Source organism: Prochlorococcus marinus XMU1411 (genome assembly GCF_017696075.1).
GTDB classification, from domain to species: domain Bacteria; phylum Cyanobacteriota; class Cyanobacteriia; order PCC-6307; family Cyanobiaceae; genus Prochlorococcus_A; species Prochlorococcus_A marinus_V.
Genome location: NZ_JAAORI010000003.1, coordinates 90,374 through 102,361, shown reverse-complemented (window position 1 = coordinate 102,361; position 11,988 = coordinate 90,374). Strand labels below are relative to the sequence as shown.

General features: G+C 29.6%; 16 protein-coding genes. 5 read left to right on the top strand and 11 right to left on the bottom strand.

Annotation, left to right across the window (positions count from 1 at the left end; genetic code table 11):
- Window positions 1-2: 2 nt before the first annotated feature.
- Window positions 3-752 (bottom strand): biotin--[acetyl-CoA-carboxylase] ligase, encoded by a 750-nt coding sequence (locus HA145_RS02265; protein WP_209127665.1) that lies wholly within the window; start codon window positions 750-752, stop codon window positions 3-5.
- Between the two features lie 75 nt (window positions 753-827).
- Here HA145_RS02265 and HA145_RS02260 point away from each other — a divergent pair, with 75 nt between their 5' ends.
- On the top strand, window positions 828-1,313 hold the full coding sequence (locus HA145_RS02260; RefSeq protein ID WP_245151762.1) for a DUF721 domain-containing protein: 486 nt from the start codon (window positions 828-830) through the stop codon (window positions 1,311-1,313).
- 5 nt (window positions 1,314-1,318) lie between these two features.
- Here the strand turns inward: HA145_RS02260 and ubiE are convergent, their stop codons facing one another.
- Both ubiE and hisF read right to left on the bottom strand, forming a co-directional pair.
- Entirely contained in the window at window positions 1,319-2,020 is a 702-nt protein-coding gene (gene ubiE / locus HA145_RS02255) for a bifunctional demethylmenaquinone methyltransferase/2-methoxy-6-polyprenyl-1,4-benzoquinol methylase UbiE (RefSeq protein WP_209127664.1), read from the bottom strand.
- A gap of 45 nt (window positions 2,021-2,065) precedes the next feature.
- Window positions 2,066-2,836, bottom strand: coding sequence for an imidazole glycerol phosphate synthase subunit HisF (gene hisF, locus HA145_RS02250; RefSeq protein WP_209127663.1), 771 nt, complete (start codon window positions 2,834-2,836; stop codon window positions 2,066-2,068).
- Between the two features lie 59 nt (window positions 2,837-2,895).
- On the opposite strand from hisF, the gene petP reads away from it, so the two are divergent.
- The 3 genes from petP to HA145_RS02235 are packed head-to-tail and all read left to right on the top strand — an operon-like array spanning window position 2,896 to window position 5,847.
- Window positions 2,896-3,120 carry a cytochrome b6f subunit PetP gene (gene petP / locus HA145_RS02245; protein ID WP_209127662.1) on the top strand — a complete coding sequence of 75 codons (225 nt, stop codon included), beginning with the start codon at window positions 2,896-2,898 and terminating at the stop codon, window positions 3,118-3,120.
- A gap of 8 nt (window positions 3,121-3,128) precedes the next feature.
- A complete protein-coding gene (gene chlG / locus HA145_RS02240) occupies window positions 3,129-4,076 on the top strand; it encodes a chlorophyll synthase ChlG (RefSeq protein WP_011817939.1) in 948 nt (315 codons plus the stop codon).
- A 1-nt stretch (window position 4,077) separates the two neighbouring features.
- Entirely contained in the window at window positions 4,078-5,847 is a 1,770-nt protein-coding gene (locus HA145_RS02235; protein WP_209127661.1) for a transglycosylase domain-containing protein, read from the top strand.
- A gap of 9 nt (window positions 5,848-5,856) precedes the next feature.
- Here the strand turns inward: HA145_RS02235 and HA145_RS02230 are convergent, their stop codons facing one another.
- From HA145_RS02230 to HA145_RS02200, 7 genes are all read right to left on the bottom strand, one after another.
- Window positions 5,857-7,173 carry a 16S rRNA (cytosine(967)-C(5))-methyltransferase gene (locus HA145_RS02230; protein ID WP_209127660.1) on the bottom strand — a complete coding sequence of 439 codons (1,317 nt, stop codon included), beginning with the start codon at window positions 7,171-7,173 and terminating at the stop codon, window positions 5,857-5,859.
- A gap of 213 nt (window positions 7,174-7,386) precedes the next feature.
- A complete protein-coding gene (locus HA145_RS02225; protein ID WP_209127659.1) occupies window positions 7,387-7,566 on the bottom strand; it encodes a hypothetical protein in 180 nt (59 codons plus the stop codon).
- A 106-nt stretch (window positions 7,567-7,672) separates the two neighbouring features.
- Window positions 7,673-9,163 (bottom strand): cryptochrome/photolyase family protein, encoded by a 1,491-nt coding sequence (locus HA145_RS02220; protein ID WP_209127658.1) that lies wholly within the window; start codon window positions 9,161-9,163, stop codon window positions 7,673-7,675.
- A complete protein-coding gene (locus tag HA145_RS02215; RefSeq protein ID WP_209127657.1) occupies window positions 9,160-9,291 on the bottom strand; it encodes a DUF2256 domain-containing protein in 132 nt (43 codons plus the stop codon). The genes HA145_RS02220 and HA145_RS02215 overlap by 4 nt, the downstream gene beginning before the upstream one ends.
- Before the next feature lie 3 nt (window positions 9,292-9,294).
- Window positions 9,295-9,531 carry a TIGR03643 family protein gene (locus tag HA145_RS02210; protein ID WP_002806923.1) on the bottom strand — a complete coding sequence of 79 codons (237 nt, stop codon included), beginning with the start codon at window positions 9,529-9,531 and terminating at the stop codon, window positions 9,295-9,297.
- Window positions 9,532-9,533: 2 nt separating this feature from the next.
- A complete protein-coding gene (locus tag HA145_RS02205; RefSeq protein WP_209127656.1) occupies window positions 9,534-9,926 on the bottom strand; it encodes a thiol-disulfide oxidoreductase DCC family protein in 393 nt (130 codons plus the stop codon).
- A 178-nt stretch (window positions 9,927-10,104) separates the two neighbouring features.
- The gene (locus HA145_RS02200; protein ID WP_209127655.1) at window positions 10,105-10,308 is read right to left on the bottom strand and encodes a hypothetical protein; all 204 of its coding nucleotides are present in this window, start codon (window positions 10,306-10,308) and stop codon (window positions 10,105-10,107) included.
- A 96-nt stretch (window positions 10,309-10,404) separates the two neighbouring features.
- Here HA145_RS02200 and trmH point away from each other — a divergent pair, with 96 nt between their 5' ends.
- Complete coding sequence (trmH, locus tag HA145_RS02195; RefSeq protein WP_209127654.1) at window positions 10,405-11,076, top strand: tRNA (guanosine(18)-2'-O)-methyltransferase TrmH; 672 nt, start codon at window positions 10,405-10,407, stop codon at window positions 11,074-11,076.
- A gap of 2 nt (window positions 11,077-11,078) precedes the next feature.
- Here the strand turns inward: trmH and HA145_RS02190 are convergent, their stop codons facing one another.
- A complete protein-coding gene (locus tag HA145_RS02190; protein ID WP_209128289.1) occupies window positions 11,079-11,834 on the bottom strand; it encodes an ABC transporter permease in 756 nt (251 codons plus the stop codon).
- Window positions 11,835-11,988: the final 154 nt, after the last annotated feature.

The following is an 11,988-nucleotide window of genomic DNA, read 5'->3' as shown; positions in this document are numbered from 1 at the left end:
ATTCAAAATCTTTTAATTATCTTTAATTGAGTTTCATTTTCAATTCTTAAATGCCCATTCGAATCAATATCTTTAATTTTCCATATATTTGGACAATAACCACTAGGTAAAAAACTTTTAGTAAGAAACTTATTTGCAGATTTAATCACATATTCTTTTTTCTTGTTACATTCAATTGAATCATAAAAAGCTTTAAGAACTTTGGCTGTCCAATAATATTGATTAATATTCTTAGTTTGAAGAACTTTTGATAATGAAATACCTTCTGATGGGGTGTAATTTAAAACATTCATGCCAAGTCCTAATCTTACATAGATAATTTTTTTACCTCTTGTGATAACCCTTGGTAAAAATCCAATCAACTTTTTTGAACCAAAAAAAATATCATTTGGCCATTTCAAACAAACATTTATATTCTTTTGTCTAAGCATTTCACATAACTTAATACCTAAAGACAAATTAAATATTTGATATTCAAATTCTTTTGAAAATATTGGATAAGCTGCACTTAACCAAATCCCGCCTTTTGGAGAAACCCAAGTTTTTGAATTTTGGCCAACCCCTGAGAACTGTTCTCTTGCGATTATCGCTACTGGCTGGTTTTTCTTTGTTTCAGAATATTCAAGCAAGTTTGTTAGCTCATTTTCAGTACTTTTACATTTTATTTTGTAATGAAGATTCCAGGTTGGATATTGACCCTGAATTTTTTTTAAATAAAAAAGTGTCTTAGCTGCAGGTCCAATAACTTTCACAAATTCTTTATTAAAACAACGAGCATCTTTTTAAAGATTAGATTAACTTTAGTCTTAATAAGTAAATTTTACAAATTGGACAAAAAGTATTTGCCAATAGTGAATAGAAGGAATCCACATCCATTAAAAAATTGTCTTGATAATTTCAAAAAATCCTGCGGAGACTTAGATAAACTCTCTAAAATCAACGAAAACTGGAAGAACTTAATTGGCTTAGAACTATTTCAAGAATGTAAACCATTAAATATTGAAAAAAAAATACTTACTATTGCAGTAAATCATCCAGAGTGGCGCCAAGCTTTAATCTATAACAAGCATAAATTAAAAGAGAGAATCGAGAAAATTGGAATAACTTTGAATGAAATAAAAATAATACAAAATTATGAAATTAAAAGTAAAAATATCAAAGCTACTAATGCAAAGATAGTTTGGGCAAAGCATCCAAGCAGAATCAATCAAAATAATATGTGCATTTGCACTCTTTGTAATTCCCCTACTCCTGAGGGCGAAATCAAAAGGTGGGGAAAGTGTTCCTTTTGTTGGAGAAAAATAAAAAACTAAATTCTTTATTTAGTTAAAATTAGTATTCCCATTTGCCCCCCCAAAATAGTCCTATATTCAGCTTTTTTAAATCCAACTTCCTTAGCAATATTTATAAGCTCATTTTTCTTTGGAAAATTACTAATACTTTTTTCAATATATGCGTACTCTGGACCTAAATTAAAAAGCCTCGAAATGTTTACTACAATTAATTTCAAGTAAATTTTCTGAAAAATATTGGATAGTGAATTTCTTGTTGAGTGATTAAAATCCAAAAATCCTGCCCTTCCCTTATCCTTCAAAAGATCAAAAACTTTTTTTATTCCTTCTTCAACATTATTCAAGTTTCTAAGTCCATATGACATGCAAATCCCATCAAAATTTTTTGAATAATCATTAATTTCTAATACATCTTTAATTTCCCACTTAATAAATTTATTTTTTGTGAGCTCTGATTTTTTTTTTGCAATATTTAAAATATCCTCTGCACTGTCAATCCCAGTAATTGAACCCCTTGGACTAACTCTCTCAGAAATTAAGAATGCTAAATCTCCAGTTCCACAGCATAAATCAGCCCAATCTTCACCATTTAAAGGTTCCAATAAATTAACTAATTTCCTTTTCCATAATCTGTGCAGCCCAAAACTTAATAGATTATTTAAAAAGTCATATTTATAAGAAATTTTATTAAATATATTTTTGACTTCGGTAGTTTTTGTGAATTTCATTTTTAAATTTTTAACTTATATCTTTTTGGTATTAAATTAAATTTTTTATTCATATGGTCTAATTGGAAGTTTTTTTTCGAGGAGGAAAGTCTTTATTTCTTTTAAAGAAAGTTTCTTATCATGAAGTAATGATGCTAAAAGTGCGGCAGATGCCCTACCTTCATTGAAAACATCATAGATATCTTCTAAACAACCTGCTCCTCCAGAAGCAATCACTGGAATATTAACAATATTGGTAACAGATTCAGTCAGATCTAAATCATATCCATTCTGCGTGCCATCACCATCCATTGAAGTAAGCAAAATTTCCCCTGCGCCTAACTCCTCAACTTTCTTTGCCCAACTTAATACATCTATTCCAGTATTTTCTCTCCCACCTTTTACATATACCTCCCATTCATCAGTCTTATTAACTTTTCTTTTAGCATCAATTGCTATCACGATACATTGATTACCAAATTCTCTAGAACTTTTAGAAATTAAATCTGGATTTCTAACAGCAGAAGAATTCAAACTCACTTTGTCCGCTCCAGCTCTTAAAAGATCATTAATTGAAGACACAGAGTCTATTCCTCCCCCTACTGTAAATGGGATTTTTACTGATTTTGCGGTCCTAGAGACAAGGTCAACTAATGTATTTCTATTTTCTACACTAGCTCTAATATCTAAGAATACTAATTCATCTGCGCCCTCATCAGAATACCTACAAGCCAATTCAACAGGATCACCTGAGTCTCTCAAGTTAACAAAATTTACACCTTTAACGACTCTGCCATGGGCGACATCTAAACAAGGAATTAAACGAAGAGCTACCATTTTAGTAAAAATTGTCCAAATGCTGTTAATCTTGCATAATAGCTTCCATTTTACCTCTTATGGCTGAAACAAAATTATTACCCAAAATCGGTAGTAAAATCAAAATTAACATTAACAAAGTAAAAGATAGACTACCAGCTAAATTAATCGATCAAATATCCTCGAATCCTAAAGCCGTAATAACAGGCTATAAAATGACAGACGGCAGAAGTATTGGGATCACCGCAAAATTTCAGAATGGTGAGCAAAATTGGTTTTTCCCAGACGAAATTGAGAAAGGTTAAAGAGTACAGTGAATGATCCAAAACAACTATTAGGAATTAAGGGCGCCTCTGAAACATCAAGTATATGGAAACTCCGTATACAGTTAATGAAACCCATAACGTGGATCCCTTTGATATGGGGAGTTATTTGTGGAGCAGCTGCAAGTGGGAATTTTGAATGGACATTTAGTAATGTTTTAGCTTCATTAGCATGTATGTTGATGAGTGGACCACTTCTGGCTGGTTATACCCAAACCATAAATGATTTTTTTGATAAAGAAATTGATGCAATTAATGAACCAAATAGACCAATTCCTTCTGGAAAAATTTCAATTAAAGATGTAAAAATACAAATCTGGGTATTACTTATAGCGGGTTTAATAGTTGCTTTTCTATTAGATTTATATGCTAAGCACAGCTTCCCCTCCGTCTTACTTTTGGCATTAGGAGGTTCCTTTGTTAGTTATATATATTCTGCTCCACCACTCAAATTAAAACAGAATGGTTGGCTTGGAAATTATGCATTAGGAGCATCTTATATAGCTTTACCTTGGTGGGCAGGACAAGCCTTGTTTGGGAAATTAACTATCGTGACGGCGATACTAACACTTGCTTATAGCCTCTCAGGACTTGGAATTGCTGTTATTAATGATTTCAAAAGTGTTGAAGGAGACTCAAAGCTAGGCTTAAATTCTCTACCTGTAGTATTTGGAATTAAAAATGCAAGTAGAATAAGTGCAGGACTGATTGACATTTTTCAATTAGCAATGGTTGTAGTATTAGTTATTATTGGTCAACATTTAGCCTCTGTAATTTTGGTTTTATTGGTAATTCCACAAATTACATTTCAAGATATGTGGTTGCTAAGAGATCCTCTCAAGTTTGATGTCAAATATCAAGCAAGTGCCCAACCGTTCCTTATAACCGGAATGTTAGTTACAGCTTTAGCGATTGGACATAGTTTTTTAGTTGCTTAAGGTGCAAAAGATTAAATTCAAATCTTTTGTTTTAATAATTCCAATATTAATTTTTTCTGGAATATCTTTTTATTTTTTTAGTCTAATATTTAGTACGTTAAAATTTGACGTGTCTAAAAATAAAAAGTTTCGGGAAACCAAATATTCTTATGTAATATCATCTTCTGATAATAAGATACTAAGCAAATTAAGCCGCAAATTTGAAATAGATAATAGCTATCATAAAATTCCATTTTTTCTTAAACATTCTTTTATATCTTCTGAGGATAAAAGATTTTATAAACATAATGGAATAGATTTAAAAAGTATTTCACGTGCCCTCATTCAAAATATTAGAAGTGGTTATGTTAAAGAGGGAGGAAGTACAATTACCCAGCAAGTTGCTAGATTACTTTTTCTAAATAATGATTTAAGTTTTCAAAGAAAAATCAAAGAAATATTTATATCACTCATACTTGAATTTAGATATGACAAAAATCAAATTTTAAAATTATATTTAAATAATATTTATCTAGGATCAGGAGCCTACGGGGTAGACGAGGCTGCCCAAGTTTATTTTGGAAAATTTACAGAAGAATTGACATTATCAGAGATCGCATTAATTGCAGGATTAGCTCCCGCTCCATCAATTTATTCACCCTATCAAAATTTAGAACTTGCTATTAAAAATAGAAATAAAGTTCTTGAATCAATGTATGTTGATGGATATATTTCTCTAACAAATAAGAATAAGGCTATTAAAGAAAAAATAAAATTAAATTATCAAACATCTGATAATTTTTTAGATGATAAATTACTAATAAACTTTATTCTTCAGGAAACAGATAAAAGAGTTGGAAGTAAAAATGATTATAAGTTTTTAAGAATTAAATCTTCTATCAACAAAGATTGGCAAGAAAAAGGTCAAAAAATATCAAGATATGCAGGGCCTAAAGAACTTGAATTTGGTCTGTTATCTATCGAATCAAACACGGGACTAATCAGGACAATGATAACCAGCAAAAATCCATCAATTAATGAATACAATAGGGTGATTTCATCAATAAGGCCTTTAGGTTCTACTTTTAAAATAATTCCTTATGCTGCTGCATTAATAGAAGGAATAAAATTAAGCGATAAATTTGAAGACTTACCAATATGCTGGGAAAGTTATTGCCCAAAAAATTTTTCAGAAGACTATAGAGGTTCAATATCTTTGATTGAATCATTTAAAAGTTCATCAAATATCGTTCCAATATCAATAACAAAACAAATCGGCTTAAAAAATATTATTAATTTAGCGAATTCATTTGGACTAGGTTTCGAGCAAGAGTTTGAGGAATTCCCATCATTAGCTATTGGCTCCTACGGAGATAATCTTTTAAACATCACAAATGCATATTCTGCAATAAACAATAATGGGAAGATTCAAAACCCTGAAATTATAGAAAAAATAGAATCATTTAAAAAACAACCTATTTGGGAAAAAAAATCTATTTCGAAGAAAATATTAGATTTAACAATAAATAAGAAAATAAATAAACTTCTTGAAAAATCTGTAAAAGAAGGCACTTCAAAAGCAGCCTCTATAAAAGGAAAGAAAATATATGGGAAAACAGGAACATCTGATGGAAATAAAGATCTGTGGTTTATTGGTTCCATTGATAACCTTACAACAGGGATCTGGATAGGTTACGACGATAACAAGGAATCTGAATTATCTAGTGGAAATGCAGCTTATTTATGGAAGAAGTTCATATCTGAAATTTATAAAATTCCAATTAAAAAATAAATTATATTTTTAAGATTTATAAGAAATTATTGCAGAATAAAATCCATCACCAGGATAATCCAAGCTAGGTAAAATTTGCTTTTGGCTAACTAATTTTAAAGTTTTGTTTTTTTCAATAAATCTTTCAATTAATAGATTATTTTCATCGGGACAAATAGTACAAGTTGAATAAACTAAAGTGCCATCTTTTTTCAAAAGAGGAAAAATACTCTCCAAAAGTTTTTCCTGTAATAAAGTTAAAGATTTTATTTTTTCTTTACTTAAAGACCATCTAGAATCTGGATTCCTGGAAAGAGTTCCAATGCCTGAACATGGAGCATCTAATAAAATCTTATCAAAATAAGATATAAAATTAGGATTTAATTCAATCAGACTCTTAGCATCAGCCTTAAGGGTATTAACAGATTTCAAATTTAACCTTTCTAAATTTGATTGCAGTATTTTCAATCTTTTTGCTGATCTATCTACGGCAATGATTTCAGCACTATCATTTGTTAATTCTGCTAGGTGGGTAGACTTACTTCCTGGAGCTGCACAAGCATCTAAAATCTTTTCACCTTCTTTTGGATTTAATAGAGGTGCTATCCACTGAGAAGATCTATCTTGAATTGTCCAAAGTCCATTACTATATCCTGGTAAATTTTTTATAGATCTTGGATTAGATTTTAAAGTAATTCCATTATGTAAATCTTTAATAATTTCAGCATCAATTTTATTTTCATGAAGTATTTTCAAAAAGTTATCTAAGTTAGTTTTTAATGGGTTAATTCTCAAATCAATTGATGGTTTTTTATTAAATGCCTTAATGATATTTTCACCCTCGCTATTGCCGACCCATTTATAAAGATCCTTCACAAGCCATAATGGAAATGATTCAAGATATGAGATTCTTTCTTTACTATCAGAAGATAATTCTGGGAAAATTTTTTGTTCTAATTTTCTTGATGCATTTCTCAATATCGCATTTACAGTTCCCGCTAAACCATTTAAATCTGTTTTTTTAGCAACTTCTACAGTAGTAGAAATAGCAGCAGAAAATGGAATTTTATCCATTTTCAATAGTTGATATAAACCTATATGGAGAAGCCATCTTAACTTTGGAGGCTGCTTTTTATGAGTAATTTTTGATGTATGATCCGTCCAAAGATCAAGAAATTTTCTATACCTTATGCATCCAAAAGATAATTCCGTAATAAAAGCTATATCAAGAGGATTAAATTGATAATTTTTTAAGACCTTTTCAAGAGCATGATCAGAAAAATCACCAGAACTAACTTTTAATAAAATTTCCCAAGCTGCCTTTCTTTGTAAATATCCTATGCTCAAAATATAATTTATTTTTAAAGATAACTTTAATATACAAAAAATTCAAAAATTTAAACTACTTTTTCAATTGCAGTATTCAACCAAATAAAACCTAAGATAGAAATAAGTGAAAGATTAAATCCTAAAAAAAGAAAGATATTTAAAGAATGGATTCTTTCCCGAAAAAATATTTTTTTTTCTTCTTGATACTTCATTATTAAAATAAAAACTTAATCAGGATTTCAAACGGCAACCAATATTGATAGCTCCTACATCAATCATTCTGCCTAATTTGATTGCTATGGATTCCTCCAACCTTGTGAAATTAGATTGATGGGTAGTTATCCAATCTAATTCAGAAAAAGTGATAATACCTGTCGAATTACTTTTTAAAAAAAGTGTTCCAATTTCCATTAGACAAACCTAATATCTCCTAAACTATCATCCGTACTTAATATTTCGTCATAACATAATATTTTTTTAATTTTTTCAAAGACAACTGTAGATTATTAATCTTAATTTATTGAATATCTTTTAAAAATTTATCAGCCGTTTTTAGGTGATTATTTAATTTTTCCTCTGACATTTTATCGAGATTTCTCGTTAACATTGCCAGACGATATTGCTTTCTAAAAAAGCTTTCATTATCATTAATGAATTTCCAAAATAAGCCATCCCATATTTCACACCATGGGCCACTTTTAAAATTAGACATTTTTTTTACATAATTAGAGCTTGATATATATGGCTTTGTTGAAAAGATACCTCCATCACTAAACTGACTCATTCCGTAAACATTTGGGACCATAACCCAATCATAAGAATCAATAAACATTTCCATAAACCATTTATAAACTTGGTTGGGGTGAATTCTACATAGAAGCATAAAGTTTCCAACAATCATTAGCCGCTCAATATGATGACAATAACCAAATTTAATAATATTTTTTATAACAACGTCTACTGGTTCAATTCCTGTATTTCCTTGATAAAAAGATTTTGGAATTGGCTTATCTTCAAAATTCCAAAAATTACTATTTCGCATCTTTGTTCCGTACTTTTTATAGACGAGGCAAATAAATTCTCTCCATCCAATGATTTGACGAATAAAACCCTCTAAAGAGTTAATAGGAACATTATTATTTTTTGCGAAAAGTAATGCTTTATTCACTACTACATCTGGGGTTAATAAGCCGCTATTTAAAAGAGGAGAAAGTAAACTGTGCCATAAAAAAGAATTTTCTTTAGAAATAGCATCCTCATAATCTCCAAATAAGAAAAATCTATGTTTAAAAAAATCATTTAACCATTCATCTGCCTCTTCAAAATTAGTTGGATATAAAAAGTTATTACTTTCTCCAATAAACTCAATATCAACATTGGCTAATGACCTTTCTGCATTAACTACAAATTTATTTTTTTGTAATTTAGGTGTATCGGGTATATTTATTTTTTTTGGTAATTTTTTTCTATTCATTTCATCGAAACTCCATTTACCCCCTTCAGGTGTATCATCAGGATTAACTAATATCTTTTGGCTCTTTCTTTGATTCTCATAAAATCTCCCCATAAGAGGTTTTTTTTTATTTGTTGCAAATAAATCTTTTAAATCTTCACTGCTCATAAACATAGGAGAAGGCAAAATATTTAAAGCTAAATTATTACTTTCAACAAAATTATTAATCCTCTTCATTATTAAAAAATCATGAGGGTCAATGAGATTTATTTTCTGATATTTATTTTTAATAAATTCCGATAAGTAATCAACTGTAGAAAAATTATTCTTGTTTTCGATATATAAAACTTTAAAGCCAGATATTTCTAAATAATTTTTATAAGCAAGCATAGATGCTCTATGAAAAACTAACTTATTTTTATGGTTAATTAATTTATAAAATTTATCATTTCCAAAAAATAATGAGTCTTCCAAAATCAAAACTTCACAATTTATTTTTAAGATTGGGCTTTCTCTAAAAAGTTGATTCGGGAAAATAATTGATACTTGTTTCATCTTTGAGACTTCCTGTTACTGCATCTTTTTGAACAGTAGATAACATTATCCCAACAGTTTTTCCATTTTTTACGCCACTCGAACGGCCTATTGCAAACAGGACATGTTTTAGTAGTAAGATTTTTCAAAATTTATAATTTTCTTTTATGAGTAGATTTAAATCTAGTTGAATCTTTAAGCGCCATATGTTTTGTATTTCTTCCCGAAACTCTCTTTCTCCAGACTTTGAAGGATTTGGGTTTAAGATTTTGACGCATAATTTTTATCGCATCTTCCTCTTTTAAACCAAATTGATACTCGATAGCTTCAAAGGGTGTTCTATCTTCCCAACACATTTCTATTATTCTGTCTATGTCGATACTTTCCATATTTATTGTTCACATTGTGAGGTACAAAGTTTTTCTATATCTGATCTACCTGTAATTTGAAGTCTATATTTTGCCCAATATCTATAAACCAGTCTCAATAATGGAGAAAAGAGATTAATCTTCAAGGGATAATAAACCCAACCTAAACCAACTAATTCATAAGAATATGCAAGTACATCTAGTCCCTTAATAATTTCACCATTTTCCATAATCCCATGCAGGTTTGACATAGCTTCTGAGTATGAGATGTCGTTAAAAAGAGTTTGATCATAATCCTTACTATTAATATCTATAAATGCAATTTGATTTAAGATATCTCTTTTTTTTAGAAAATTTGTTTCTCTCAAACAAAGTGGACAACCACCATCGAATAAAAAGGTTAATTTATTTTTCATATTTTTATTCAAATATAGAAATTAAATAACTTTTTTGTGGAATAAAAAATTTTTTTTTAGAGTATAAGCTTTATAAAGCCTTTATAATTGCCAGTTCTAATTTGGTGAAATTATATTATCTTATAGATTAATAAGCCATTGACTAAGGGATACATCAATGGTTTAAAACTATTTATTATCATTCATCTAGAAGATGAACTCCCTCTCCTACGTCAGGGGTAAATTTACAATATTTTTCAAAAATAAGTCCAACACCTCTCATTTTTTCTCCTAATTCATCGTTAAATTTATTCCATTCTTCAGATTCACGCTCAGGTAAATCCCACCCTTGTTTTTCTACCATACTTGTTATTACTGTATAGTCCCATTCTATGTATGCCATTGAGTTAATTCAAACTACCAAAATATTATAAACCAAGAGATTTAATAGGTAATCAATATTTTTTGAATATAATTTAAAAGTGTGAAAAAATTATAAATGTCAATTTTACCAAGAAGATTTGAACGAATCAAAAGTGTTTTAGATTGCAGAATGAAAAACTTGACTGTTTTAGTTGAGGATGTAAATAAACCACATAATTTATCTGCGATATTAAGGACATGTGATGCCGCAGGAGTTTTCGAAGCAAATTTTATTAGTAAAACGAATGCCGTTAAGACTTTTAATAGTACTGCTCAAGGAAGTCAAAAATGGGTAAAACTGAATAATCATGAAAACACTATCACGGCAATATCTTCTTTAAAAAATAAGGGTTTTAAATTATATGGAACGACTCTTAATAGCGAATCAGTAGATTATAGAAATTTTGATTATTCTCAAAACACATGTTTTGTTTTAGGCGCAGAAAAATGGGGGCTAAGTAATGAACTTATATCAATGGTTGATCAATCAATTTTTATACCTATGAGAGGTATGGTTCAATCTCTGAATGTTTCTGTTGCTGCTTCCATATTATTATTTGAAGCTATTCGCCAAAGAAAAAATAAAGGTATATTACCCGCTAATGGAGAAGGGTTAAATATAGATGAATATCAAAAAACACTTTTTGAATGGTGTTACCCAGAATTAGCTGCGGTGTATAAAAAATCAGCTAAAGAATATCCAAAGTTGAATGATCAAGGAGAACTTGATCCAATTACAGATAACTAAATTTAATCAGAATTTTGACTATCAAAAATTTCTTCAAGATCCTCTCCTATAAAAGAAAGACCTAAAACTAAAAAAAACATTGCCAAACCTGGGAACAAAGCCGTCCACCATATACCTGTAGGTAAAGCGGCAAGAGCAAGATTCAAATCACTTCCCCACTCTGGGACATCTGCAGGAACACCAAGACCTAAAAATCCTAAACTTCCTAATACCAAGACAGCATCCGCAGCATTTAGGGTAAGCAAAATAGGCAAGGGTGTTATTACATTTGGGAGAATATATTTAAAAATAATTGTTTTAACATCAGCTCCTGAAACTTGAGCTGCCTCCACATAAGTTTCTGATTTAACCAATATTGTCTGATTTCTGATTAATCTAAAATATTGAGGAGAGTAAACAATACACAATGCCAAAGATGCGTTAAGGATACCCTTACCCAATACAAAAGCAACAACAACTGAAAGCAAAATTACAGGTATTGAAAAAATAGTATCCATTATAAGTGATAAAGATTTATCAAAAAAACCACCAAAATAACCACTTAATAATCCTAATGGCAAACCCAAACTTAATGAAAAAAGAATAGCTAAGAAAACAACTTCTATCGCTAAAGATGATCCTTGCAAAGTTCTTAAGCAAACATCTCTTCCTAATCTGTCTGTGCCACAGAAATGATTAAGCGAAGGAGGTGCAAAGATATCATTGCTTAACATTGAAAATGAATAACCAAAAAAATTATTGGCCTCTAAAAATTTCATTATTAAAACAACAAGAAGATAAAAAAATACAATTAAAAATCCAGCTTTTCTGATATTTGTGCCGACACGATTGATTGAGTTAATATCCAAAATCTTTTTTAGAGATATGACTGAAATATACCCAATTCTTAAAAAAAAAATAGTTATTAAATTT

Excerpts from the sequence above, each read along its gene's own strand:
- ubiE (WP_209127664.1), bottom strand. The coding sequence starts at position 2,020 with ATGAAATTCACAAAAACTACCGAAGTCAAAAATATATTTAATAAAATT.
- hisF (WP_209127663.1), bottom strand. The coding sequence starts at position 2,836 with ATGGTAGCTCTTCGTTTAATTCCTTGTTTAGATGTCGCCCATGGCAGA.
- petP (WP_209127662.1), top strand. The coding sequence starts at position 2,896 with ATGGCTGAAACAAAATTATTACCCAAAATCGGTAGTAAAATCAAAATT.
- HA145_RS02225 (WP_209127659.1), bottom strand. The coding sequence starts at position 7,566 with ATGGAAATTGGAACACTTTTTTTAAAAAGTAATTCGACAGGTATTATC.
- HA145_RS02220 (WP_209127658.1), bottom strand. The coding sequence starts at position 9,163 with ATGAAACAAGTATCAATTATTTTCCCGAATCAACTTTTTAGAGAAAGC.
- HA145_RS02210 (WP_002806923.1), bottom strand. The coding sequence starts at position 9,531 with ATGGAAAGTATCGACATAGACAGAATAATAGAAATGTGTTGGGAAGAT.
- HA145_RS02205 (WP_209127656.1), bottom strand. The coding sequence starts at position 9,926 with ATGAAAAATAAATTAACCTTTTTATTCGATGGTGGTTGTCCACTTTGT.
- HA145_RS02200 (WP_209127655.1), bottom strand. The coding sequence starts at position 10,308 with ATGGCATACATAGAATGGGACTATACAGTAATAACAAGTATGGTAGAA.
- trmH (WP_209127654.1), top strand. The coding sequence starts at position 10,405 with ATGTCAATTTTACCAAGAAGATTTGAACGAATCAAAAGTGTTTTAGAT.
- HA145_RS02190 (WP_209128289.1), bottom strand. The coding sequence starts at position 11,834 with ATGAAATTTTTAGAGGCCAATAATTTTTTTGGTTATTCATTTTCAATG.